General features: G+C 58.4%; 19 protein-coding genes and 1 pseudogene. 4 read left to right on the top strand and 16 right to left on the bottom strand.

The features are described from left to right. The first annotated feature begins 211 nt into the window (after window positions 1-211). The gene (locus LKE08_RS07675) at window positions 212-808 is read left to right on the top strand and encodes a gamma-glutamylcyclotransferase (RefSeq protein ID WP_324703625.1); all 597 of its coding nucleotides are present in this window, start codon (window positions 212-214) and stop codon (window positions 806-808) included. 278 nt (window positions 809-1,086) lie between these two features. On the opposite strand, the gene LKE08_RS07670 is transcribed toward LKE08_RS07675, so the two are convergent. From LKE08_RS07670 to rpaB, 5 genes are read right to left on the bottom strand one after another with little or no spacing between them, the layout of a single operon-like run. Beyond that, entirely contained in the window at window positions 1,087-1,422 is a 336-nt protein-coding gene (locus tag LKE08_RS07670; protein ID WP_324703624.1) for a hypothetical protein, read from the bottom strand. A gap of 21 nt (window positions 1,423-1,443) precedes the next feature. Then, window positions 1,444-1,821 (bottom strand): hypothetical protein, encoded by a 378-nt coding sequence (locus LKE08_RS07665; protein ID WP_324703623.1) that lies wholly within the window; start codon window positions 1,819-1,821, stop codon window positions 1,444-1,446. A gap of 46 nt (window positions 1,822-1,867) precedes the next feature. Beyond that, window positions 1,868-2,392 carry a DUF456 domain-containing protein gene (locus LKE08_RS07660; RefSeq protein WP_324703622.1) on the bottom strand — a complete coding sequence of 175 codons (525 nt, stop codon included), beginning with the start codon at window positions 2,390-2,392 and terminating at the stop codon, window positions 1,868-1,870. A gap of 11 nt (window positions 2,393-2,403) precedes the next feature. Then, window positions 2,404-3,084, bottom strand: coding sequence for a cofactor assembly of complex C subunit B (locus LKE08_RS07655; RefSeq protein WP_324703621.1), 681 nt, complete (start codon window positions 3,082-3,084; stop codon window positions 2,404-2,406). A gap of 37 nt (window positions 3,085-3,121) precedes the next feature. After that, on the bottom strand, window positions 3,122-3,853 hold the full coding sequence (gene rpaB, locus LKE08_RS07650) for a response regulator transcription factor RpaB (RefSeq protein ID WP_324703620.1): 732 nt from the start codon (window positions 3,851-3,853) through the stop codon (window positions 3,122-3,124). Between the two features lie 367 nt (window positions 3,854-4,220). Between rpaB and LKE08_RS29250 the strand changes: the two are divergent. Next, a pseudogene (locus LKE08_RS29250) lies at window positions 4,221-4,326 on the top strand (helix-turn-helix domain-containing protein); the annotation flags it as partial. A 237-nt stretch (window positions 4,327-4,563) separates the two neighbouring features. Then, a complete protein-coding gene (gene radA / locus LKE08_RS07640; RefSeq protein WP_324703618.1) occupies window positions 4,564-6,234 on the top strand; it encodes a DNA repair protein RadA in 1,671 nt (556 codons plus the stop codon). A 347-nt stretch (window positions 6,235-6,581) separates the two neighbouring features. On the opposite strand, the gene LKE08_RS07635 is transcribed toward radA, so the two are convergent. Further along, complete coding sequence (locus tag LKE08_RS07635) at window positions 6,582-10,292, bottom strand: PAS domain S-box protein (protein ID WP_324703617.1); 3,711 nt, start codon at window positions 10,290-10,292, stop codon at window positions 6,582-6,584. Between the two features lie 880 nt (window positions 10,293-11,172). Between LKE08_RS07635 and LKE08_RS07630 the strand changes: the two genes are divergently transcribed. Next, a complete protein-coding gene (locus tag LKE08_RS07630; protein ID WP_324703616.1) occupies window positions 11,173-11,562 on the top strand; it encodes a response regulator in 390 nt (129 codons plus the stop codon). A 17-nt stretch (window positions 11,563-11,579) separates the two neighbouring features. On the opposite strand, the gene cheB is transcribed toward LKE08_RS07630, so the two are convergent. The 10 genes from cheB to LKE08_RS07580 form a co-directional block, all read right to left on the bottom strand. Then, the gene (gene cheB, locus LKE08_RS07625; RefSeq protein ID WP_324703615.1) at window positions 11,580-12,710 is read right to left on the bottom strand and encodes a chemotaxis-specific protein-glutamate methyltransferase CheB; all 1,131 of its coding nucleotides are present in this window, start codon (window positions 12,708-12,710) and stop codon (window positions 11,580-11,582) included. A 245-nt stretch (window positions 12,711-12,955) separates the two neighbouring features. Next, window positions 12,956-15,412: a hybrid sensor histidine kinase/response regulator gene (locus LKE08_RS07620; RefSeq protein ID WP_324703614.1), complete on the bottom strand. Its 2,457-nt coding sequence runs from the start codon at window positions 15,410-15,412 to the stop codon at window positions 12,956-12,958. An 82-nt stretch (window positions 15,413-15,494) separates the two neighbouring features. Continuing rightward, a complete protein-coding gene (locus LKE08_RS07615) occupies window positions 15,495-16,901 on the bottom strand; it encodes a methyl-accepting chemotaxis protein (protein WP_324703613.1) in 1,407 nt (468 codons plus the stop codon). Between the two features lie 98 nt (window positions 16,902-16,999). Beyond that, on the bottom strand, window positions 17,000-17,128 hold the full coding sequence (locus LKE08_RS07610; RefSeq protein ID WP_324703612.1) for a hypothetical protein: 129 nt from the start codon (window positions 17,126-17,128) through the stop codon (window positions 17,000-17,002). A gap of 83 nt (window positions 17,129-17,211) precedes the next feature. Beyond that, window positions 17,212-18,666 carry a methyl-accepting chemotaxis protein gene (locus tag LKE08_RS07605; RefSeq protein WP_324703611.1) on the bottom strand — a complete coding sequence of 485 codons (1,455 nt, stop codon included), beginning with the start codon at window positions 18,664-18,666 and terminating at the stop codon, window positions 17,212-17,214. A gap of 203 nt (window positions 18,667-18,869) precedes the next feature. Next, on the bottom strand, window positions 18,870-19,961 hold the full coding sequence (locus tag LKE08_RS07600) for a chemotaxis protein CheW (protein ID WP_324703610.1): 1,092 nt from the start codon (window positions 19,959-19,961) through the stop codon (window positions 18,870-18,872). A 15-nt stretch (window positions 19,962-19,976) separates the two neighbouring features. Then, on the bottom strand, window positions 19,977-21,521 hold the full coding sequence (locus LKE08_RS07595) for a CheR family methyltransferase (protein WP_324703609.1): 1,545 nt from the start codon (window positions 21,519-21,521) through the stop codon (window positions 19,977-19,979). A gap of 393 nt (window positions 21,522-21,914) precedes the next feature. Beyond that, window positions 21,915-23,660 (bottom strand): R3H domain-containing nucleic acid-binding protein, encoded by a 1,746-nt coding sequence (locus LKE08_RS07590; RefSeq protein ID WP_324703608.1) that lies wholly within the window; start codon window positions 23,658-23,660, stop codon window positions 21,915-21,917. A gap of 65 nt (window positions 23,661-23,725) precedes the next feature. Further along, complete coding sequence (gene ldpA / locus LKE08_RS07585; protein WP_324703607.1) at window positions 23,726-24,829, bottom strand: circadian clock protein LdpA; 1,104 nt, start codon at window positions 24,827-24,829, stop codon at window positions 23,726-23,728. Between the two features lie 43 nt (window positions 24,830-24,872). Continuing rightward, window positions 24,873-25,349 (bottom strand): NAD(P)H-quinone oxidoreductase subunit N, encoded by a 477-nt coding sequence (locus tag LKE08_RS07580; protein WP_324703606.1) that lies wholly within the window; start codon window positions 25,347-25,349, stop codon window positions 24,873-24,875. Window positions 25,350-25,898 lie beyond the last annotated feature (549 nt).

Here is a 25,898-nt window from a genome sequence, read left to right as displayed (position 1 = left end):
CGGCTAAAGCCGCCGTGTCGCTTTTCCACTCCGCTCTAAAGAGACGGAGCTATCAAGCTCCCGAACTCTTTTCGTATGGGCTTTGTTTCTCTGTCGTGTGGGATACAACTTGAGGGCGGGTCCGTCCCGTTACAATAGACCAGAGTTTGGCAAAATTTGCGAGGAGGTCCCGTTGAGCAACCCGGCGGATGCGATCGCGCGATCAAAACTAATCCATCCCATCGAGTGGGACGAACAATCCCCATCCCAGACGATTTCCGAACCGACATTTTATTATTTCGCCTACGGTTCTTGTATGTGTCCGGTGGACTTGCAGCGAACCCTCGGCGAACCCACCCACGCTTACGTCATCGGGCCGGCAATTTTGCGGGGCTACCGGTTGGGTTTTTACCGCCGTTCCCGACGTCGCAACTGCGGCGCGTTGGATGTGGTCAGAGATCCCCATTCCCATGTAGAAGGAGTATTGTATCAGTTGCCCTGGCGGTTGAGCGATCGCCTCGACAAGCGGGAAGAGGTGAAAATCGACCCCCAGCGGAACGTCCACGTCGGGGGGTATCGCCCGGAAATCATCGAAGTTCACGCCGGTGGCAAGCATTACAAAAACGTGCGAACCTACATGGTGATCGAGAAACTTCCGGAGGAACTGGCCCCGAACGACTGGTATTTTAACGTCGTGTTGCGGGGCGCCGTCACCTGCGGTCTGACCCAGGAATATTGCTGGAAATTATTCGAGCATATGCACAGTTTGCAGCGGCGACAATTGCAAGTGAGTCGCCCGCCCGTCACCCATTTTTCTCGAATTTCCTGATTCTTTTTGCTGATATCTAATCCCGAGAATCAACGGGAAAACATCTGCGGGAATGGATGTCGGGGGAGATGGGAGAATGTTTTTTCCTTATCGCAGGTATCGCGATCGCGTGTTTACCGTTCTGGAAAAAGGGAAAAACCTCGAAACCCTTATCCCCCCCTTCCTCTTCCCCACCGAGCACCGAGCACCGAGCACACCCCAGCGCGCAGCGCTATACCCGTGACACATTGTCCTTTTTTCCTCCCGACTCCCGACTCCCGATTCCCCGCGTCCGGCGCTCAAAAATCGTTGACTTCGGCGATCATATCGAGGCTGGTTTTGGAGCCGTTGTTGGTGGGTTTCACCAGTTCCCTCAAGTACAAGTTTCCCTCTTCATATTGGAGGTAGAACAGCCATTTTGAAGTCGGTTCGATGTCTACGGTATAGATGTTGAGTCGCGTTCCTTTGACCCGTTTGAGGCGGCTGACGGGAAAGTATTTTTTCTGGTAAGATTCCGGATCTTGCAGTTCTGCCAGGGCCTCCAAAAATTTAAGTTTGAGCGCTTCGGGCAACATTTTGCACGCTTGGCGGATCACGCCGCGATCGTCAACCAATCGGGGAACCTGTGATATCATAATCAACTCTACCTTTCTACCTTATGATTTGGGGGATAAGGACGTTTCGATCAGGGTGCGATAGATGGAATCGCCGACCCGCTTGTAAGCCACCGCCGCTTCCCGGCTTTCGACCACATCAAATAGGGTAATTAACAGGCGATCGCAGAGCGGATCTTCGTCAATGGTTAAAATAACACGGAGGTAATAGTTGACGATAAATGAGTAGAGGGAGGAGCCGTAATTGTTTCTCAAATCAAACTGAAAAAATTGGTGCAGTCGCCGTTCTCGAAAACCTTTTTCGGTCAACAGTAACGGAACCCAGCGCTCGACTTCATCGGTGATAATTGACTGTTCAGGCCCGCTAAATCGAGCCAGACTGCGATTGAAATCCTCAGTTGATTCAAACACAATTTCCATAGAAATACCCCTTCAAAAGGATGCGATCGCCACGTTTATCAACTGTTCAGTAAGGCCAGGTCGTAATCAGAAACACCACCGTCGCCGCCAGGGCCAGCAGTCCTTGGAAGATATTTCCCAACACCGTCCCCACGAAGATCCCGATCGCCGCTTTAGCCGCCAGCCGAATTCGCTCCCCCAGAGGCAATTCCCGGCGGTAGAGAAACTCCCCCACCCAGGCCCCCACCAGCGGCCCGATTAACAGTCCCAACAGCGGGCCCCCGAAGGGCAAAGCCGGCAGCAGCCCGAAAAAACCCAGCAGCAGCCCCACAATCGCCCCGATCTGGCCCCAGCGACTCGCCCCGGCCTGTCGGGCACCGAGATAGGCACTCAGGAAATCCACCCCCACACTCAGCAACAACACCGCGATCGCCACCCCCAGGGGCCACCCCATACCGGCGAACCCAGCCAGGAACGCCCAGACCAAAACCGCCCCCACGATCAGACTCGACCCCGGAAGCCCCGGAACCACCGCCCCGACGACCCCCACGACCATGACCAGCACCAGTATCCAGTAAAGTATTAATAACATCCCAATCCCCGTTAAATGTCGGCAGCCTCAGTTTTTTGGGAACTCTCCGGCCCGAGGCGGGTCAAAGTATCCGCCAACTTATCGGCGATGCCCTCGATCCAAATTTCATCCTGTTTCGTGTAGCTGCGGGGGGCGTTGGCGCCCAAAATCAAAACCCCGCGCGAACCCACCGGCTGACAGATAATCCCCTGAGTATTTTCCGGCAGATAGTCGAACTCCACCCGCCCCGGATACAGAGCCAAATTCACCAGGTAGACGGGCTTACCTTTCTCCAGCACCCGCCGCACGATCGCCCCCGGTTCCACCCGCTCATTTTCCCCCAAAATCCCCCGCCGCAGCAAAACTTGCGAATCCCACCACACCACCAGCGATCGCGTCGCCGTATTGCTCAACAGCAGGTGAGACGCCCAGGCCAGCTCCGTTTTCGCCACCTCCGGCAAATCCGCCTTCAACTCGAAGCCCTGCCGGCCCTTCAACTGCACCGCCTCCGGTCGGACTGGTCGAATTTGCTGCCACAGCAAGGTGGTCAAAATCAACACAGCACTCAAAATCACCCCCAAGGCATCCGAGCGGGCTTGGGAGTCCAAAACCTGGGGGGTCAGCACCCGATTGACCAGCAGCAGCACCCCCCCCAAACTACCGACGCAGAGGGGCAGGAGTCGCAGCACCCGGTTAGAATCGACCTCAGCCATCTTTAATCCACGTTTGACAACCCACCGCCAGATCCCATCAACCCACCTCGGGGGGGTCGATGATGCGCTGGAACAGATACCCCGTCCCCCGGGCCGTCAAAATCAACTCCGGGTTGCTGGGGTCTTCCTCCAGCTTGGCTCTCAGCCGGGAAATGTGGACATCCACCACCCGGGTATCCACGTGGCGCTCGGGGGTGTAGCCCCAAACCTCCTGCAAGATCTCCGAGCGGGAGAACGGCTCTCCGGAGCGGCTCACCAGCAATTCCAGGAGGCTGAACTCCATGCCGGTGAGGCGGATGCGCTCGTCCCCCTTGTAAACTTGGCGCTTGTTCGTATCGATGCGGATGCTGGCGATGTGGATCACTCCCGAACTGGGAATACCCGAACCGCCATCTTTGTCGATACGGCGGAGGACCGAGCGGATGCGGGCCTCCAATTCCTTGGGCGAAAAGGGTTTCACCACATAATCGTCAGCGCCCAACTCCAACCCCGTGATGCGATCGGCCACATCTCCGAGGGCGGTGAGCATGATGATCGGGATGTCGGACTCTTTCCGCAATTCCTGACACACCCCGTATCCGTCGAGTTTCGGCATCATCACGTCCAAAACCACCAGGTCGGGGTCCATCTCTCGAAAGGTTTCCAACGCCTCCTCTCCGTCGGCTGCCGTCACCACGTCGTAACCGATCATGGACAGGCGGGTTTCTAAAATCCGGCGGATGCTGGCCTCGTCATCGACGACTAAAATTCTTTCCTTATGGTTTTCCAATTGACTTCAACACTCCCTCAACGACATTCGGTTACAGTTCTGATCGTGCAACAGTTGGTGCGATCGCCCTCTAACCTGGAAGGGTGCGAGCCACCGCCTCGGCAGGCGACCCCCGTTGTTGCGTGTTAAATTTGGCAAAGCTGCGTCTTCGTTTACCTTATCAGAAAATTGGGTCTAAGACCTCGCCCGAACGCAGGGTGACTTTTCGATCGGATGTGTTCGACTCCGCTCCCTGCGACTGACACTCCCTTCGACTCGGCTCCGGGTCAACCTTTCGACTGCGCTCAACGTTGAGGGACTCGATGTCCCGAAATTTGACCGACTCGGAGCCTTGGACTCTTTACAGAGTCGGTGCTCAACTCACAAAATGACCCAGAAAGCCTACCGATATCGATTCTACCTGAGCACCGAGCTCCGAAAACTTGTTGTGGAGGACTTTGGGTTGTGTCCGCCTAGTATACAACAAGGCGTTGGCACAGAACCCCTTGACACTCCACGGGTCGAAACTCTGGGCGTTCTGGCGATCTGCCCCAATTTGATCACAACCACACCGAGATTTGGCGATCGCAGCCAAGAAATACGTTAACGTAAAGGGAAGCTTCGGCAACCTATTAGAGGCGACTTAACTACGCCTGTGAGAGCCTTTTGTCTGATTCCCGAATCTCCGTCGCTGTCTTCGCGGAGAGTGTCAAAACCTATTATTGTAAGCAATGGCAAAGCCGCGAACGCTTTTTATTTGTCAGGAGTGCGGAGCCGAGTTTTCCCAATTTTTTGGACGCTGCTCCAACTGCCACGCCTGGAACTCCTTGAAAGAAGAGGTCGAACAGTCTGTACCCCCATCCATGCAGCGGTTTAGTTGGAGTACCCTCGGCGAAGAAGGGGCCGCCGTTCTATCGTCGGGAAAGAGTGCGACGGAGGGAGAACCCCGGGCATCTTTCAAACTGTCTCAAATTTCCGACCAGACCCAATCGAGGATGCCCTCCGGCTACGGGGAGTTGGATCGCGTCCTTGGGGGTGGCATCGTCCCGGGTTCCCTGGTGCTGATCGGGGGCGAACCGGGCATCGGCAAATCGACGCTGCTGTTACAAGTTGCCAACAGTTTATCCCAAAAGTCGCGGGTTTTGTACGTCTCGGCGGAGGAGTCGGGGCAGCAGGTGAAATTGCGGGCTCAGCGGTTGGAAGTCGGGGAAAACGGCGGGGACGGGGAAGAAACGGAGGCTGAATCCGACAACCATCACCCCCCGGAACCCGCCGAACCCGTTACCGTCGATCCGTTTACTCAGGAGTTGCGGAACCAGCAGGAGGGCAACGGAAATGCCGCGCATCCTTCCCCGGAACCGTCTCCGCCGGTGGAAAATGGGAAACAGTCCCCAAATTCACACCCCCCCGAAATCGTGGAACCGGATCTGTTTTTGTTGCCGGAAACGGATTTGGAGGTGATTTTGCGGGAGTTGGAGTCCCTTAAACCCACCCTCGCCATCATCGACAGCATCCAAACCATTTATTTTGCCAGCCTCACCTCGGCGCCCGGTTCGGTGGCTCAGGTGCGGGAGTGTACGTCGGCTCTGATGCAGGTGGCGAAGCGGGAGAATATCACCCTGCTGATCGTGGGCCACGTCACCAAGGACGGGGCGCTGGCCGGTCCCCGGGTGCTGGAGCATTTGGTGGATACGGTGTTATATTTCGAGGGCGATCGCTTCGCCTCCCACCGCCTGCTGCGATCGATGAAAAATCGCTTCGGCGCCACCCACGAGATCGGCGTGTTTGAAATGGTCGCCCACGGGTTGCAGGAGGTGGTCAACCCCTCGGAGTTGTTTTTGGGCAACCGGGACGAGTTTTCGCCGGGAACCTCCACCATCGTCTCGATGGAGGGAACTCGTCCCATTGTCGTCGAAATTCAAGCTCTGGTGAGTCCGGCCAGCTACGGCTCGGCACGGCGGGCAACGACGGGGGTGGACAGCAGCCGCCTGCTGCAAATTCTGGCGGTTTTGGAGAAGCGGGTGGGGATTCCCCTGTCCAAATTAGATGCGATCGTCGCTTCCGTGGGGGGGTTGAAAGTGGACGAACCGGCGGCGGATTTGGGGGTGGCGATCGCGATCGTGGCCAGCTTCCGCGATCGCGTCGTCGATCCGCGCACCATCCTGATCGGCGAAGTCGGCCTGGGCGGCCAGGTGCGCCCGGTGTCCCAACTGGAATTGCGGCTGCGGGAGGCGGCGAAATTGGGCTTCAAACGGGCGATCGTCCCCAAGGGACAAAAACCGGGCGACCTGGGAATGCAGATCCTCCCCGTCGCCAAGGTCATCGACGCCATCATCGCCTCCATCCCTTCCCATCCCCCCAGCGTCCCCCAGGATGAGGACGACGACGATATCGGATTTTAGGGGCACAGGGGCAGGGGAGGCAGGGAATAGGGAATAGGGAATAGGGAATAGGGAATAGGGAATAGGGAATAGGGAATAGGGAGGGAGCCGAGGGAGCACAGGAGGCGACCGGAGGCGACCGGAGGCGACCGGAGGCAAGCTTATATAGCAACCGCCAGAACGGTTAGGACAGATCTACCCATTTTAGACCCGCCTTGAAATGAATTTCAAGGCTCACAGCAAAAGTCCACGCAAGCGTGGACTCGGTTGGAGCATAACTGTGTAACTAACCACCTTGTCAATCGCTCTAGTCAGTCAGATCAAGTCCGTTCCCGACTCCCGACTCCCTAATACCGACTCCCGACTCCCTAATTCCTGAGTTCCGGCGGTGGCTGCACGGGGATCTGAATCCAAAATTCGCACCCCGAGCCGACTTCGGAGAGACATTTGAGGACGCCGCCGTGTTTTTCCACCACGATGCGGTAGCTGATCGAGAGTCCGAGTCCCGTGCCTTTCCCCACGGGTTTGGTCGTGAAGAACGGGTCGAACAGGCGGTTTTTTACCTCTTCGTTGATTCCCGGGCCGTTGTCTTTGATGCGGATCAACACCTGGTCGGGTTGGGAGGCGGGGGGTTTCGGGGTGGCTTGGGTTTCGAGCCCCTCGGCGGGCCAACCGTGGGAGGGAAGGGAGACGAGGTTGGCCGGGGTTTCGCCGGAGACGACTTCGGTGGTGATGGTGATGGTGCGCGGGTCTGGTTGGTTGTCCAGGGCGTCGATCGCGTTACTGAGAATATTCATGAACACCTGGTTGAGCTGTCCGGCGTAACATTCCACCTTGGGCAGTTGCCCGTATTCTTTGACCAGTTGGATGCCGGAATGGCTGCCTTTTGCCTTCAGGCGGTTTTGCAGGATCAGCAGGGTGCTGTCGATGCCCTCGTGGATGTCCACCGGCTTCATTTCCGCCTCGTCCAGGCGGGAGAAGTTCCGCAGGGAGACGACGATCTGGCGGATGCGATCGGCCCCCATTTCCATCGAGGACAGGATCTTCGGCAGATCTTCCACCAGGAAATCGAGGTCGATTTCGTCGATCCGCTCCCGGATCACCTCCTTCGGTTCCGGGTACTCCTCCTGGTAGAGTTCCACCAGGTCGAGAAGATCCTGGGTGTAGTCCCGGGCGTAGGTGAGGTTGCCGTAGATGAAGTTGACGGGGTTGTTGATTTCGTGGGCCACCCCCGCCACCATCTGCCCCAAACTCGACATTTTTTCGCTCTGGATGAGTTGGGATTCTTTTTGCTGGAGGTCCTGCAGGGCCTCGCTGAGGTGGAAGGCCTGGGTCTGGGCAGCCAGGGCGGCAGCCCGGGTTTGGGCGTAGAGTTCCGCCTGGTCGATCGCGATCGCCAACTGGTCCACCACCGCCCGCAGCAGCTCCACGTCGCTGGCCATCCAATCCCGGGGGTGGTGGTACTGGTTGCACACCACCGCCCCCCGCTGCCCAGACCGCGTTTCCAAGGGCAGCAGGATCTCGGAGGAAATGCCCGCCTCGCCCAAAAATACCCGGGTCATCTCGTCGATCACCGTCGTGTTCTTGAGGTCGTTGACCTGGACAGTTTCGCGGTTGTTAATTCTAGTCGCCAGCCAGCCGATTTTTTCGGGGGGATAGTCTTCCAACACCTCCGAGAGGTTCGGATCTCGGGCTTCGTGGGTGATGGCGAAGTTGGGTTGGTCGGGGTGGGTGGGCAGGTACCAGAGGAAGTGGCACTGGTCGATCTGCAGCACGCTGCGGATCTCGTTCACCGCCGTCCCCAGAATGGTGTCGATATCGAGGGAATTGCGAATTTGGTTAGCCAGCCGGAACAGCAGGGCCTCCCGGCGGCTCTGCAATTCTTCCCGGGCCCGGACGCGGTCGATGCCCACCGCGATCGCGTTAGCGATCCAGCCCAGGACGTCCCGGACTTGGGGAGACAGGGGGGCGGCGCTGCAGATCGCCATCATCCCCATCAACCGCCCCTCCACCACCAGCGGCAGTTCCAGGGTTGGGGAGGAGGTTTCGCAACCCCCCTGACAGGGGGAGGCGGATGGGGGCGCCGCGGGGGGGTCGGGGGCTCTCAGGGTGCTGATTCCCTCGGATGCCTGCCGTTCGAGTTGGTTGGTGTGGGGGTCGAGGGTCCACATGGACACCCCATCGACCCGCAGATATTGAGCCATCGCCTTGGCGCAGCGGTTGAGGATGGCGGAGATGGTGCCGCCGTGTCCGAGGGCCTTGCCGACTTCCGCCTCCAACAGGGACAGGTGCGATCGCTCCAACAGGGCATCCTCGGCCTGTTTGCGCTCGGTGACGTCCCGGGAGATGGAGACGATTTCCTGGATGCGGCCCGTTTCCGGGTCGCGGAGGCTGTGGGAGGTGGTTTCAAACCAGATGAACGTGCCGTCGCGTCGCCGCACCCGGTAGCTGACCGTATCCACGTCGGAGGTGTCGAGCAGGATTTGGTGGGATTCTTTGATGCGATCGATGTCGTCCGGGTGGAAAAACTCGTAGGCCGAACGTCCCACCAGTTCTTCCGGTTCGTAGCCCAGCAGGGCCCGGGAGGCCGGGGAAGCGTACCGGTAAATCCCCTCCGCGTCGTGCCGGGAAATCAAGTCCGTGGCGTGGTCGGCCAGGAGGCGGTAGCGGGCCTCGCTCTCCCGCAGGGCATCTTCCGAGAGTTTGCGCTCGGTGATGTCGGTCTGGATGCCGATGTAGTGGGTGAGCCGCCCCCGGGAGTCGAGGACGGGGGAGATAGCCAGCTCGTTCCAGAAGGGAGTGCCGTCCTTGCGGTAATTTTTCAACGTCACCTGACACCCCCGGTTTCGGCTGAGGGACTCCCGGATCTCGGCGATCGCCCCCGGATCGGTGTCGGGCCCCTGGAGAAAGCGGCAGTTGCGCCCGATCACTTCGGCCTTGCGATATCCGGTCAGCCGCTCGAAGGCCGCGTTGCAGTAGATGATCGGGGCGTCATCGGCCGTTTTCTCGGAAATGACGATGCCGTTGGGGCTGGCCGCCATCGCCCGTTCGAGCAGGCGCAGCATCTCTTCGGACTGCTTGCGGTTGGTGATGTCGATGCCGCTGCCCAGGATGTAGCGCAGGGAACCGTCCGGGTTGACGATGGCGCTGTTGGACCAGGCGATCAGGTGGGAGGAACCGTCGGTGCCGCTCCAGCAATTCTCGCACTGTTTGGGAAATTGGGCGACGCCGAGTTGGAGCCTGTTCTGGCCGTTGCGCCGTTTGGGCGGCTCGTCGAACTCGACGGCTTCCAACCCCCAGTCGAACACCTCCCACTCTTGGCTAAAGATGGAGAGTCCCAAATCCTGGAGGTAGAGCCCCTCGACTTCGGCGGCCCGATAGCCCGTCAGTTGTTCGCAGCTTTGGTTGAATCTCACGATCCGGCCTTGGGGGTCGATCACCACCACCAGGGCGCTGATGGTGTCCAAGACACCGTTGACGAAGTCCCGTTCCTGGCGGACGACATCCCAAATTTGTTTCCGTTCTCGGATGATGGTTTCGAGCCGGCCCAATTTGCCCTGCAGGTTGATCAGTTGCCGGTGACAGTCGATCTGGCCGATCGCTTGGCGGGCGAGGGTTTGCAGGGCGAGGATTTCCTCGGCGGCGGGGTGCCGGGGGCGGTAATCCATCAGGGAGAGCATCCCGACCTGGAAGCCCCGGGGGGTGACGATGGGAATCCCCAGGTAAAATGCGATCGCCGGGTCGGCCTGGGCGAGGGGGTGGGTGGCGAGCTGTCGGTTTTCCCCCACGTCTTTGACGACGATGGGTTCGGGAACCGGCCGGCCGCCGTCGGCGTTTTTTTGGTCGCCGGCGGGAGGTTGATTGAGGCGCGCGGCCCGGGCGCAAAAATCCAAATACCCGTCCGCGTCCCCCGACAAGCCCGTTTGCGCTTTCAACCACTGGTGCGAAGTGTCTATGAAACTGATCAGGGCGATGGGCGCTCGGGCGATGTGGGCGGCCAGGCGAGTTAAATCGTTGAACGAGATGTCGGGCTCGGTACCGACGATTTGAGAGAGAACTCGACCATCGAGTCTGGACATAGTTTTACCTGAAATTGTACTGTCATGGAGCAATTCCCCGGCTGAGGGGATCGACTGGCACCAATTGGGTTCCGCGTCAAATCGGTGGGGTTTCTTTTCGCGCTCCCTCAATTGCTGGGGGAACCGCAGGACATCTACATCGCTTTTTAACTCGCCGGCGATCTCAAATGACTGGCCCGCAGTCTAAAGTTCGTACCGCAAGGGTCTTTCATTCAATCTTAACAAAGTGGAGGACCGGACTTTCCCAATTTTGGCTGGACTTTCAATTTTTGACCGGACTTTACAGTGTGAATGGGTCCCACCCCTCCCGAACGGGCTGGAGATGGCTCGGGGCGACAATGGGAATGGGGATGTCGCCGCTCTCAAGAGAATAAAAATTTGTTAATTTTTCTGACGAGTTTTAACCGGATTTTGGGGACTGAATCGAACCGGGGTCTTCGATCGCAGGAAATGTGCAACGAAACTCGAAGGTTTGTTCCCGGGCGAGTCGATTTTGCCCCGCCGACGGAGGGGAGCGCCATTCTTGATTTTTGCCCGTTGAAATTGACAGTAATTCGACGATTTTTGTGAGTCGCCGCGATCGCCCGAACGGATCGAATTCGGCCGGACGACGGGTGCCTTTGGCCCCCGAATGACTCCGAGCCGACCGGAATGGTCAACCGTCGATCGACGGGATGGGAGGGGTTCAATTGACGGCCATTTAAAGATGATACCGATGGCGGGGTCGTTGGTTTTCGCTCGGAGGATGCCGAAACGAGAATCTCGCATCAAAAGTTTACAGTTTGCACGGGTCGATAAGAGGTTCTGACATCGATCTACACTAAGAGTAGAACTCAATTGTGAGTCCGAGCGGGCTGCGTCACGGAGGGAAACTCAATCGATGTCTGTCAATCAAAGTTTACAACCGACCGTCCTGGCCGTAGACGACAGTACGGTAATGCAGGGTTTGGTCAAACAAGCCCTCGCCGACACCTACAAAGTTCTGGTCGCTGACAATGCCGTGGACGCGCTGTCCATTATCTATCACAACAAGGTTTCCGTCTTGTTGTTGGACGTGTCCATGCCGGGGATAGACGGCCTGGAACTGTGCCGGACTATCCGCAGCATCCCCCAATTTCAAGCCCTGCCAATTATCATGCTCACGGCCCGGGACGGCGCCTTCGACAAAGTCCAGGGGCGGCTGGCGGGGGCGACCGAATATCTGACCAAACCCTTCGACACCGAACAGTTGTGCCAGACGATCGCATCGGTTTTGAATGTCAAAAAATAATCCTCGCCGGGGAGAAATTAACATTTGACGGCATTCAACAGCAGGGCCGCGATCGCCCCCACCGGCAGAATGTAGCGGGCGGCTCCCAGGGCGATCGCCTCCCGGGGCATCCCGAATACCACGCAGGACCCCTCATCCTGGGCCACCGTCACCCCGCCTGACAGGGCGATGGCGGCCATGCCGTCCGCCCCGTCCCGGCCCATGCCCGTGAGCAGCACCCCCAGGCAGTGACTCCCGTAAAACTGGGCGACGGAATTGAATGTCACCGTGATCGAGGGCCGGTGTCCCCCCAGCGGCGGCGCGGAAGAGTAGAAAAACCGGCCGTGGCGATCGAATTCCAGGTGTCGCCCTTCCGGGGCAAAATAGACCGTTCCCCCTCGGGGCAGTTCCCCGGCCCGGGCAATTTGCACCGACAGGGAACATTGAGAATCCAACCAACTCACCAACCCCTGCAAAAAGCCCTCGCTGATATGCTGCACGCAGAGAATGGGGACGGGAAACCGAGACGGAAACTGGGTCAAAATCGTATGCAGCGCCTGGGGACCCCCCGTCGAAGCCCCGATGGCTACCACCCGGACGTGATTCGATCGCAGTTCCGATGCCCTCGGGGTCAGAGAAATTCCGGCATTCGCACCCCTCGAAACCGGGGTGGTGCTCCGGTGAGGGGACTTGGGCTCCGATGCCGGATCGGCGGCGGTTCTCGGCACGGTGGCTAGGCGGCCGTCCCGCCGGTGTTTGGTAAAGACTTTCACCCCCGCCAGAACTTTAATTTTGCGGATCAGTTCCTGTCCGGCGCCTTCATAATCCGAAGCCAGACCGGTTTTCGGCTTCGGAAACACGTCCACGGCCCCCGCATTCAACAGTTGAAACACGTTGTAAGTGTCCTCCGCCTGCACCGAGGCGCTGATCACCAGAATCGGCTTCGGAAACTTCGCCATCACTTCCCGGGTGAACTCCAAACCGTCCATCTGGGGCATATGCAGGTCCGTACAAATCACGTCGGGCTGCACTTGGGGAATCAACGCCAGGGCCTCGGTCCCGCTGCGGGCCGTCGCGACGACGGCGATCTCCTTGGAAGTCGCCAAAATTCGTTTGAGAATGATCAGGGCAACTGGTGAATCCTCCACCAGCACGACGCGAATGGCCATAGGATTGAGAGTCAGTGGATTGAAAAAGTCAAAAGTCACGCATTCAAAAGTCAAAAGTATTACCCCTTGAGAAGAGAGAAACTTTGTCCTCATTTCTCACTGCTCATTCCTCGGATCATGTCCGAACAAATAGTTTTTGTAAAAACTATTGTTGTGATTCGACAATCAGAAATCGAGATGATCACTGACGATCCGAACCGGTGCGCCCGGCGCGATCGGGGCCTGGAATCGGCCCGGAACAGCTTTCAAACCAATCGACTCAGGGTTTGCAACAAGATGTCTTGATTGAAAGATCCCTTGGTGATGTAAGCATTGGCGCCCGCTTGTGCCCCCCGTCGCTTGTCCTCGTCGGAGGCCAAAGAAGTGACCAAAATGATCGGCAACTCGCTGTACTCCCGATGCTCGCGAATTTTCGCCGTCAACCCGAAGCCGTCCAAGTTGGGCATCTGCACGTCCGAGATCACCGCGTCGAAGGGCCGGCTTTTGAGCTTGTTGAATCCGTCGAGTCCGTCCACCGCCGTCACTACCTCGTAGCCCGCCGCCTCCAAAATGCGCTTTTCTTGGGTGCGGGTGGCGATCGAATCTTCCACCAGCAGGATGACCGACTTGCGATCGCGATCGCCGTCTGACTCCCGGGACGCCACCGCCGCCACCGAAGCCGAAGACCCCCACCGCTTTCGCACCGAACGGATCAGATCCTGGGGATTCAACACCATGCAGACTTCCCCGGTGCCGAGAATCGTCGCGCCGGCCACATTTCGCACCCGCCGCAACAGTTGGCTTTGGGGCTTGAGAACGACATCTTGTTCGTCGATGAGGGCATCCACAAATAAACCCAATCGCTCTTCTCCCATTCTTAAAATGATACAAGATCGGGATTCTCGGGTCCCAAATGGATTCTGACTCGCCGGGGAGAGACTCTGCCCCCAAATGGGCAAATAATTGTCCCGAGGGCGCTCCCGCGACAATTTCGGGTTTCCACCGCCCCCCGCTGCCCTCGCCTCCCGATGCCGATCGCCCATTTCCCGGACACCGGGCCTCAATTCCAGCAATTCCGACAGGGGCATCACGGAAACCGGCTGGTCTTCAAACAAGATCGTATCTTGCCCCTCGATCGCGAAAATGCTCTCATCGTCCACCAGTTGCGTGGTTTGGACGAACTCCACCGGCATGGCATAGGAAATCCCGTCCACCGCCACGAGCAGGACGTGGGCTGTCGCCAGGGTCGTCCCCAATTGAATACGGAACGCGCACCCCCGCCCCGCCGTCGAGTCCACCCGGATCGACCCCTTGAGCCGTTCCACATTGGTGCGAACCACATCCATCCCCACACCCCGCCCGGAAACTTCCGTCACGAAACTGCGGGTGGAAAAACCGGGGGTGAAAATCAAAGCCTGAATTTGAGTCGGAGTCATTCCCGGCAGTTCTTCGGGCTGGCAGATCCCCCGTTTGACGGCCGTCCGTTTGATCTGTTCGAGATCCAACCCCCGGCCGTCGTCGCTCACCTCGATGATGACGCTGGTGGCGGTCTGGTAGCCGCTCAAGCGGATAATCGCCGTAGCCGGCTTTCCCCGTCGCTCCCGAACGTCCGGGGATTCGATACCGTGATCGACGGCATTCCGCAAAATGTGCATCAGGGGATCTTTCATCTCCTCCAGAATCCGCTTGTCGGCCCGGGTTTGCCCCCCTTCGACGACCAACTCCACCTGCTTGCCCTGCTCCCGTGCCAGATCCCGCACCATGCGGGGAAACAGGTTGAAGATCGTGGACAGGGGCAACAGCCGCAGGGTGCGGATGCCCTCTTCGAGTTCGTCGGAAATCAGCTCCAGGCGAGCCATGTCCTCGTAGATGGAGCTCCGCAACTGGTTGACCATCCGGCCGAAGCGGTCGAGGCGGTCGATGGACCGCTGGTGGTAGCTCTGCAGTTGCCCCATTACCCCGTTGCCGCCGGGGGAACCGTCGCGGGAGTCGAGGTCGTGGAGGGCGAACCGGTTGATGAAGGCGTCCCGACTCCACTCTTCCCACAAATTGGTCAGTTCTTCGATTTCGGCCAGCCGGTGGGCGATGCGGGTTTTGGTGACGGTCAGCTCCCCGGTTTGGGTCATCAGCCCGTCCAGGTTGCGGGTCGCCACCCGGATGGTTTCGATTTTGTAGGTGGGGGCTCGGTGGGGGATGACAGTTTCCGGGGGGACGGGAGTTGCCGGGGGGGAAGGTTCCGGGGAGGTGCCGTCCTCCCCTTCCCCCACTTCCCCCGCTTCCTCCACTTCCCCCACTTCCTCCACTTCCTCCGCTTCCTCCGCTTCCTCCGCTTCCTCCGCTTCGGGCTCCTTCGCCCCCATCAGGTTGGCCAGGACGTAAAAGGTGTTGACCCCGGAGGGTTCCCCGGTGACGGCTTCCGCCACCAATTTGCGGAGGGCGTCGAGTCCCTGAAACAGGCGATCGCTCACTTCGGGGGAAAACTCGGTTTCGCCACGGTTGAGGCCCCCCAAGATGTGTTCGATTTGGTGGGCGAGGGTCGAGACATCTTTGACCCCCAACATTCCGGCATCTCCTTTCAAGCTGTGGGCTTCCCGCAACAATTCCTCCAGCTTTTCGGTGTCGCCGGGGTTTTTCTCCAGGTGCAAAAAGCCGTCGTCGAGGTTTTGCAAATGTTCCTCGCTGGCCACTTTGAAAACTTCCCGGAGTTCGTCATCTTCGATCATGGTTTGTCCCTCGGTGCAAAGTTGGGGAGAATTGATAATTAACAATTATCGACGAATTTTCTATTTCCCTTTTCCGGTCGGCTCACACCAGATTTTTGAGATTCTGGGCGGTTTCATTGAGTTGTCGGGTGCCGATTTTACTTTGAGCCAGACCGTTGGCCGTTTCGTGGGCGGCGGTGTTGAGGTTGTTCATGGCGTCGATGACCTGTTCGATCGCGATCGCCTGCTGTTTGGCATTTAGGGAAATCTGCTGTATATTGACGGCGACATCGTTGATGGCGTTGACGATTTTTTCGACGGCCTTCGTCCCCTCCTCGGTGACGATGACGGTGGAGTTGGTGGCATTTTGAATATCCGCGATCAGGGAGCCGATTTTCTCGGCCGACTTGCGACTCTGATCGGCCAATTTGCGGATTTCGCTGGCAACCACCCCAAATCCTTTGCCGTGTTCCCCGGCCCGCACGGCTTCCACGGAAGCATTCAAAGCCAGCATATTTGTCTGATTCGCCAAATCGCTCACCAGGTTAGTAATATTATAAATCTGGCCGAGATTCTCGCTCAAACGCAAGATTTGCCCCTGAACCTGCCCCATTTTTTCGCGCAAACTGGGCGTGTCGTCGAAGCTGCCGTCCCGGCGATCGCTCCCGGCCAATTCCAGAACCTGGCGGGCCCCGCTAGAGGCGGCGGAAGCCTGGTCGGCGGACTGGCGGGAGGACGCCCCCAACTCGTCCATGCTGGTGGTGGTCTGATTCACGGAGGCGGCCTGCTGGACGGCGACCCGCTCCTGCTGTTCGATGGTGGTAGAAATTTCCGTCGCCGCCAGGGCGATATTGGTGGCCTCCTGGGTGATCCTTTGGATGATGGTGGTGATGATCCAGACACCCAAACCGATCGAAATGACGACCGCCACGCCGATGCTGCCCCAAACCACCCACACCAGGTTATTCAGGGCTTGGGTCTGGGCGGTTTTTCGCTGGGTGACGAGCATCAATTCCCGGGTTCTGAACTCTTCGAGCAAGTCGAAAATGGTTTCGGCGATTTCCACTCCGACACCCCCGCTCTGCCACACTTGTCGGGCTTCGTCAAGATTTCCCTGGTCTACCAATTCGACCACACCATCGTGAAATTCTCTGAGCTCCTCGACTTGTCGCTTCACTTCCTGAAAAGTCCGGGCTTGTTCTTCGTTCTCGATGATCGATTCCAAGAGCGGGACGACATTCTGATATTCATTTTGAGCCTGTCTCAAAGCCTTGCGGGAGGCGGGGTTTGTGTCGAGGAGGTAGCCCCGGAAGCTCTGGGACATGAGCTGGACGTCCAACGCCAGATCCGCGATATTTTCGGCAATTTTACGGGATTGAGTCAGCTCGTCCGCCTCCTGTCGGACGCGCCCGACGTTGAGCGTCACCACCGTGGCGCTGACGATCATCAGTATGATGGGGATGCTGTACCCCCCCCAAATCCAATACCTCAAGCGTTGAAAAATAAGCATGGTTCCGACTCTCCACTTTGACTTTGAAAAACTGCAATCAACCGAAGATGCTACTCCGGAAAAAAACAATTAATAATTATTAATTATAAATGATCAATTCATTCATCGGCCTCCCTCCGCAACCGCCCGACGTTAGCCGTGACCACCGTGGCGCTGACAATCATCCGTATGATGGGGATGCTGTATTCCCTCAAAATCCCATACCTCAAGCGTTTAAAAATAAGCATGGTTATGACCCTTCAGTGGATTTCAAAAAACTGAAATCCACTGAAGATGCTACTTCGGGAAAAAACAATCAATAATTGTTGATTCAAATGATGGATTGCAGCTCGGCGGCGATCGCTTTAAGCTGTTGCATTCCACTCTTGGTCTGTCCGATGCCGTTGGCTGTTTCGGTGGCTCCCTGTTTGAGGGCGGTCATGGCTTCGAGGACTTGGCTAATGGCGAGGGCTTGTTGCTTGATATTCAGGGAAATTTGTTGGTTGTTGATCACCACTTCGTTGACGGCATCGGTGACGCCGGAAAAGGCGGCGGCGGTTTTTTGAGCCATATCCACCCCCGAGCGCACGGTTTTCGTCCCCTCTTCCGTCACCATCACGGTGGAGTTGATCGCCGTCTGGATATCCGCCACCAGAGTGCCGATTTTTTGCGCCGATTTCTGGCTCTCGTCGGCTAACTTGCGGATCTCGGTGGCGACCACCCCGAAGCCCCGGCCGTGTTCCCCGGCCCGCACAGCCTCCACGGCCGCATTCAGGGCCAACATATTGGTCTGGTTAGCCAGGTCGGCGACCAGTTGGGAGATATTGCCGATCTGGTTGGTCTGTTCGCTGAGGCGGACGATTTGGCGGGCGATCGCATCCACTTTGTCTTGCAGGGCCCCCATGCCATCGAGGGTGCTGTCCACGGCTTGCTGGCCGCTCTCGGAAAGGCTAAGGGCCTGTTTTGCACCGGTGAGGGCCGCGTCGGCCTGTTCGGTCGCCGCCGTCGAGGAGGCCCCGAGTTCGTCCATCGTGGAGGTGGTTTCGCTCACCGCCGCCGCCTGCTGGGTGGCAACCCGTTCGTGTTCCTCCGTGGCCACCGCAATTTCGTTGGAACTGTCGGAAATGGCTTTGATCGTCTGTTTGAAGGTATTGGCGACGGACTGGCTGAGGAAATAGCCGAAGGGAGAGGCGACCACCACCGCCGCCAGAACCAACAATCCGAACAACAACAGGGTTTCGTTCAAAACCGCCCGGGCCCGCTGGCGTTCGAGTTCCGCCACCTGAAGCTGCAGGTTGATGAGGTCTTGAATTTTGTCGGTGAGGGGGTCAATTACATCATACAAAGCCCCGTCGAAAGCGGCTAATTGGTCGGAGTTTCCCGCTTGTAAGGCTTGCCGGAGCCGCTCGATCTGGATCTGGGCCGGAGCGAATAACCGCTCAATGTCTGTAGCGAGGGCTTTTTCCTGGGGGGTCAGGTCTGTTCCGAGATAGGCGTCCCAATTTTGCTCAATTTCGACCAGGGCTGCATTGATGGAATTCAAGGCGGCATCGGTGCTGATGATGCCGGCATCCGCCTTGTTGACGGCATCGATAACCAAGACGGCGTAGGCGTCGGAAATGGTTTTGAGCTGTTGCAGGGGGACGACGCGATCGTCGTAAATCGTGCCGATGCGGGAATCGATCCGCCAGAAAGAAAAGACGGAATAGCCACTGACGATCACGAGCACTGCGGCGGGAATCAGAAAAAAACCGCAGTAGAGTTTGGTACTTAATTTTTTCATCATTGTCGGAACCGTTGCTCTCATCGGGTGGACTTGACGCGCCCGCAAAATCCCGCCAATTTTGACGGCTGGAAACTTCGGAACTGCGGATTGCGATGTTCAATCAAAGTTTGATGGGATGGGGATTGAAGGGTGAATCGTTTCAGGAATTTTTTAGATTTGGACGGCGATCGGATTCACCCTTTCTGCGGGCGGTCGATATGGATTCAAACTTCTTCATCGACGATCAAAGTGCCCTGGGCGAGAATTTTTTCGAGATCTAACAAACTCATCATGCGATCGCGGTAAACGGCCGTCCCCCGCAAGTATTCGTCTTGGATGGACCGGAGAGCCGCCGGGACGGACCGGATCGAGGCCCGGTTGAGGTAGGCGACGTCGAAAATATCGTTCACCGTCACCCCTGTCACCAAGTCATTCATTTTGACGATCGCGGCTTTTTTGGAATGGCCGTCGCCGTCCATCGGCAGGCCCAAAGTCCCCCGAATGTCGATGAGGGTGACGATTTCCCCCCGCAAGTTCATGTTTCCCACGATATGCGGTGGCGTACAGGGGACGGGAGTGATATTGTGGATGTCGGTAAATTCGCGGATCATCGACAGGGAGACCCCGAAATATTCGCCGTTCAATCCGATCACGGCCAGCGGCATCAGACCGGCTAATTCTTCTCCCCGGGTTTTCCGCCTCAAATTTTGGGCGCGATCGCGAAAAATTTGCCGCTCTTCCGGGGTCGCGTCCGGACAAAAAACGGGGAGTTCGTGACCTTTGAGGGGTTCAAATTCGGGGGCGCGGGGGCGCTCTTCCACGTCCGATTCCGACTGCGATTCAGTTTCGAGGTCGGAGTCCGCCATCGCATCCCGAAAGGATTCGGGATCGAAGAGCATCACGATATCATCTTCAATTTTGGCATATCCGGCGATGGTGCGGCCGCTCTTTTCGGGTTGGGGTTCGGGCCGGAATCGGGCGGTCAAATTTTCGGACAGATCGGCGACAATTTCCCCCGGAGAAATCATCTGGACTTCGCAAACTTCGTTCACGAGGATTCCGAACCGCGATCCGGGGGTTTTGAGGACGATCACCGCATCGTGAATCGAATAGGAATTTGGCGGATATCCGAACCGGATATTCGGGTCGATGACGGGCAGCAAATCCCCCCGCAAATTCAGCACCCCCACCACCTCCGGGGGGGCTTCGACGATGGGGGTGAGTGAGGGTAAGGAAAAAATTTCCTGGACGGAAAAGGCTTCGACGGCGTAAGTCAATCCCCCCAATTGAAAAATCAGATATGGTTTGCTTTCCATGGTCAACTCGTCGGGTCAAAAGGAATAGCGGTTCAATTTTTGATGCAGGTAAGTGGTCAACTCGGCGACGGTAATTTGTCCCAAATATTCCACCGGCGCATCCGACGGCAACAGTTTCAGCAGGGCGAGGGTCGTCGCGTACACTTTTTTGGCTTTGATCCAATTTCCTTCCCGCTCGTACAGGGAGGCTAGTTCCAGGTGCGCGGAAATGGACGGGGGCGAGATGTCGGACAAATAGATAATTCTTTTTGACAAAATTTTTGCCCCTTCAAAATCCCCTTTTTCTTCGGCAATTTGCAGTAGCAAATAGTAGGGTTGGATGGAAAGGGAATCAATTTCCAGCGCTTTTTGGCAGTGATGGGTTGCTTTGTCGTACTCTCCGAGGTTGGCGTGAATTTCCGCCATCAGGTAGTGGGCTTCAAAATTTTGGGGGTCGTCCGCCGCGAACTGCCGAACTTTTTTGAGGGCTTCATTGTAAGCTTTTTGGCTCACGAGTCGCCGCGCTTCTTGCAGGATCCGGTGGATAGCGATCGCCCGTTCTTCCGAGGTGGAATTCGGGACGGCGGGCGGGGCGACGATGGAGAGGGGGGAGATCGGGGACTCCGACCCGGCGGCTCTCCGGGAGAATCGGCTCCGGTTGGGAGCGGGATAACTCAGTTCCGGTGGCGGTGGGGATGGGAGGTGGGGGCCCGGAAGGGGGGCGGTCTGAGAAAAGCTGATGGTCGCCGATTTGGGCCGCCGATAAACCAGCGATTCGGGAAAAACCGCCGGTTGAAACTCGTCGAGAATCGACCCCTGCAGTTCGGCGTGGGCCGTCATCAGATACCCGCCCGGTTTGAGGGACTGATAAAATTTTCTCAACACCTGAATGATATACGGTTTCTCGAAATAAACGAACACATTTCGACATAAAATTAAATCGACCTCGCCGAAATTCTTGAGCGCATTCGCGCAATTATCGCCCACCAGGTTCAGCCGGAAAAAGGTGACGGAGCGTTGGATTTTGGGGTCGATCTGCCAAGATGACCCCTTGGCATGGAAATAGTCCCGCTGCACGGAGGGATCGACCATCCGAAAAGACCAGGGGCTGTAGAGTCCCTGGCGGGCTCGTCGCAGGGCGACTTCGTTGACGTCGGTGCCGATAATTTGGATCTGCCAGGTGTCCCAGTCGGGGAGCAACTGTCGCAGGAGAATCGAGAGGGAGTAGGGTTCTTCTCCGGTGGAACACCCGGCACTCCAGAGCCGCAGAATTTGGCTCGATCGCCGCGCTTCGATCAGTTCGGGGAGCAGCACCTCTCGCAGGAGCTTGAACTGGCCGCGATCGCGAAAAAAGTAGGTTTCCGTCGTCGTCAGCAGCGGCATGAGTTCGGCCCACTCCGTCCGGCTTTCCGTGTCGTCGGCCAGGAGCAGGTAGTAGTATTCCTGCAGACTCGAAAGGTGCCGCTCATACACCCGAGTCCAAATTTTTTGGGAGAAGTTCCCGTAATCCTGGGGCCGGACGTGCAGGCCCGTGGTGAGGGCGACCAGTTGGATGAGCTGTTGAACGATCGTGGAAGTCATGATAATTGTTTCAAGAAAGCAGGGTGGGCGATCGTCACATGGCCGAGTCCGAGGTCGAGATTGAAACAATCCCGAAGGGATGTTGCGACGGTGCCGGACGGAGTGGAGGGGGGAACTCTGAGTCTATTATTGGGGTCGGCGGTAGATGCGATAAAATTCCACAGCCCCCACCCAGGCGGGCGGAGGTGACGGTGCTATGATCCGTCCGAAGGAAAATTGCGACGAGAAAGCGACTTCTCTACAGATAGCATTTTATTGCCCCCCGAGGCTTGAGGAGGGCGAAAATACGGCCCATTTGAGGGGAATGGGCGTCCGGAAAGGCGCGGCGGCCGATGGGTCGGCCGAATTGGAACGGAACGGGAGAGATTGTTTCATCATCCCTCCCGAAGTTCTTTAAGCCGGATAAATCCGCAGGCGGCGGTTGGGTTCCTCGCCGAAACTGTTGGATTTCAGGCGGTAATGTTCCACGAGTTCGTGCTGCATTTTGCGGACTTTGGGCGATCGCGGCAGCAGTTCCACCGGCTGGCCCTTGGGGATGACGATCTGTTCGACCGCGAGTCGGGCCTCTTCGAGGGCTTCCAACTCGTCGGAAGAGCCGCCGGAGGTAAATAGGCTCAGGTCGGGCACTTCGGGGGTGCTCGGATCGTCCATGTGCAGCAGCCGCCGCAGGGCGCGGGCGATTTGCGGGGGGTTGCCGGATTTGATGGTGTGGATGGGGACGTGGCGGGTTTTCGCCATCTGCCGCAGTTTGGACTGGTTGCGGACGTGCGATCGCAGGGCCAGAACCACGTCGGCATCGTCGATGTCCTTCGTGACCGCCACGGGCAGGGTCAGGGTGCGGATCACCTGTTCGATCTGGTGGCGGGCGATGGCGTAGGGGTAGACGTGCAGGGGCAGATCCTCCCCGTCGGGGCCCCGTTCGGAGGCCAAAGCGAGTCCCCCGCCGCCAACGGACCCGGCCAGGGAGGCGTCGAGCAGTTGCTCGAAGTCCTGGGCAGCGGCGGAAGCGGGAGCTGACGGTGACGGAACCGGGGTCATTTTCCCCGACCCCCGCAACCCCCGCAGGCCGGGGGCGCTCAGGGGGGTGACGGTTTCGGCCGGGGCCAGGGCTGGGGGGGCATTTCGGGAGGCAGGGGGGCTGTACCGTTCCTGGGTGACGGTGACGTTGCCGTGATCGTCCATCTCCCGCACCTGCAAGGTGGGCTGCATCCCCCGCAGTAGGCCGTCCACCGTGGCCGAGACGCACTCGTGTACCACCCAGCGCTCCCGTTCGAGCATCTCAACGGCGATGTCGAAGGTGGGGGGCGCCTTGCGCTCCAGGACGGTTTTCTGGGAGCCCCGCCGTCGGGCCTCGTCGTCCCCGAGGGTGACGGCTTGTATTCCCCCGATCAGATCTGCTAAAGTGGGGTTTTTCATCAGGTTTTCGATGCGGTTGCCGTGGGCCGTGCCGACGAGCTGCACGCCGCGCTCGGAAATGGTGCGGGCGGCCAGGGCTTCGAGTTCCGTGCCGATCTCGTCGATGACGATTACTTCCGGCATATGGTTTTCCACCGCCTCGATCATCACCTGGTGTTGCAGTTCCGGGCGGGCGACCTGCATCCGGCGGGCGCGGCCGATGGCGGGGTGGGGGATGTCGCCGTCGCCGGCAATTTCGTTGGAGGTGTCGATGATCACCACCCGCTTATCGAGTTCGTCGGCTAGAACCCGGGCGATCTCCCGCAGGGCGGTGGTTTTGCCGACGCCGGGACGCCCGAGCATCAAGATCGAGCCGCCGGTTTCCACCAGGTCCCGGATCATGCCGATTTTGCCGAACACGGCCCGGCCCACCCGGCAGGTGAGGCCGATGACTTTTCCGGTGCGGTTGCGGATGGCGCTGATGCGGTGCAGGGTCTGTTCGATGCCGGCCCGGTTGTCGCCGCTGAAGTCGCCGATGCGCGAGGTGCAGTGGCTCAGGTCATCCCAGGTGACGGGGCGATCGCAGAGGTATTCCGCGTGGGAGGGGAAGCGGGCCTCCGGGCGACGACCTAAATCCATGACTATTTCGATCAGGCGCTCTCGTTCGGGGTGGCGGATCAGGTTTTGGCGGACGCTGGGGGGGACGATTTCGAGTAATCTGTTAAGGTCGTCTGTGATCTGCATACTTTCAACGATGAAGTGTTCAACGAATGCATCAGTTGGGGCGATCGCATTCGACCGCCCCCATCTCAAAACCCCTTGAGTTGGGAAACGAGGGAATGGGCCAGACCGACGGCTTTCCACAACCGATCGGGGTGGGCTTCGAGTTGACTGAGCGTTGAGGGATCGGGGGGATTGGGCATCCCGTGAATGGTTGTGGGCATGAATTCGACGGATTCTAACAGGGGGGAAAGGAGCGATCGCGCGTAGCTGCCGTAGGCGACCCCCGCCACCGTGGGAAACGGGGATGGGGGCAGGAGGTTTTCTGATCGCAGTTTGGCGACGGTGTAATCGTTCGTACCCCCGGCGAGCTGGACGTACCCCGGCAACCGGGCTTCGAGAACCCGCCGCCCCAGTCGGACGGCGGCGAGGGTGGTCCCCCGGCCGATGTCCCCGCTCATGGGCCGGCCGTCGGTCTGCCAGATCGGGACGGTGTCCGGGGGCAGGGGGGAGAGGATCTGATAGAGGGTCCGCAGGTATTCGAGCAGGTTCGGGCCGTCGGGACAGCTAACGGCGATCGCCTTGAGTCGGTGCGCCTGCGGTCGAATCCGCTCCCAGAGCCGGCGGAAGTCGGCTTCCCGCCCGATTTGGGTGTGAATTTCGATCGCGTCCGCCCCGGTTTGGAACACCAGGGGGGCGACGGCCTCCGGGGTGGAGACGTAGGAGCGGGTCTGGATCAGATCGGCCGGACAGACGGGGAGGCAGCGCCCGCAACCGTAGCAGAGGCGGTCGATCACGCCGCTTTCGATGTCCGAAAATGCGATCGCCCCCGCCGGACAGATGGTTTCGCAGGGGCGGGGACAGTTCGGGGGGCAGGCGGTGGCGTCGAATTCTGCCTTGCGGAAGTGGGGATCTTCGCCGTCGTTGAGGCTGACCATCAGCCAAGGCCGTTGTCGATAGCCGAAACCCCGCTCTCGGGCCTGTTCTCCGAGGCGATCGGCGATCGCCAAACCGTCCCGGGCCGCGGCGATTACGGCGGGATCGGCTGCGACATCGATGCAGTCCGCCCCGGCGAGGGTGTAGGCCAGGGTGAGGCTGCGAACCGACGGCAGATGTTGGTAACTGGCTCCGCAAATGAGTTTGAACCAGCGACCGGTTCGGAGTGAGTTGAGCGGGGAATCGGTAATGATCACATTGTCTATGGTGACACAGTTCCGGCGTCGGTGCATGGGGGACTTAAGCTGCCGCGATCGCTTCTTTCAGGGGTTTCCAGCGAAACGAGCGGGCTCCCCCCATTTCGATGGCAACTTTGACCCGAGGCTCCAGGCTCGGCAGGCGGCTGAGAAAGTCCACCTCTTGGGAGGACAAAATTTGACCTTCGAGAATCCACAGCACCAACCCTTTGGAGTCGGGGGGCAGGTGTTGCAACTGGTACGTCACCACCGGGGGCACGTAGTAGATATCTCCCACCGCCGCGCTGTTGCCACTGCTTTTTTTGCCCAGGTGGGCCGGCCGCACGCCGTGGACCCCCAGCAGGTAGGCCGCCAAGTCACCCAGTCCCCGCGCCGACAGGCTGTAGGTGGTGTATCCCGCAGCCCGCAGGCGGCGGAAGTAGCGCCCCTCAAATCCGCCTTCGAGGGGGACGTACAGGGCTAGGGCGCCCTGGGATTCCAAGTCTCGAATCAGCTTCCCACCCGTTGTTATCAATGCCATAGGTTTAACTGGTGCCTCGTTCCTAAACGCTTGTCCTTAAAATGTATCAGAATATCGGCTGCGGGGTGGGGGGTGAGGAGAAGAAAAAAGGGCTCTCGGACCCCCGCCGGCTTTCTATTCCCCCAACTTTGGGGAGGCGAACTCCGGCGCGATCGCACGAAAACTGATATAATTTAAGGTTGGTGTCGCTATGGGTCGGGGCGTGAAACCGGATGCCACCCCGCCGGATTTCTCCGCGTTTTAAAACCCCTCGAAAATCCGTCAATCGATGCCCTCGATTTTGAGTTGGGTGGAATTTTCTATCTCCATTTTTGGGGGCGATTTTGGGGGGTTTCCGTTTCGTTTTTTTGCCCGTTTTTCCCTTCGCTGTTAAATCGCCACGAAAGGCGGCGGCGAGAACCGATCGCCGAAATTGGTCTAACAGGAATGCGATCGCTTCCCATTCCCCTTTATAGCAACGAGCGCTCACGTAGTTACAGTTGAAATGGGGTCAGAAATTTTCAAACCCTTATAGAAAAGCCGTTTCAGTTTCCGACTCCCGACTCCCGA

It is taken from the genome of Lyngbya sp. CCY1209 (assembly GCF_035615495.1).
Classification (GTDB): Bacteria; Cyanobacteriota; Cyanobacteriia; order Cyanobacteriales; family Microcoleaceae; genus Limnospira.
The sequence above is the reverse complement of the archived record's forward strand: the minus strand, read 5'-3'. Positions and strand labels throughout refer to the sequence as shown.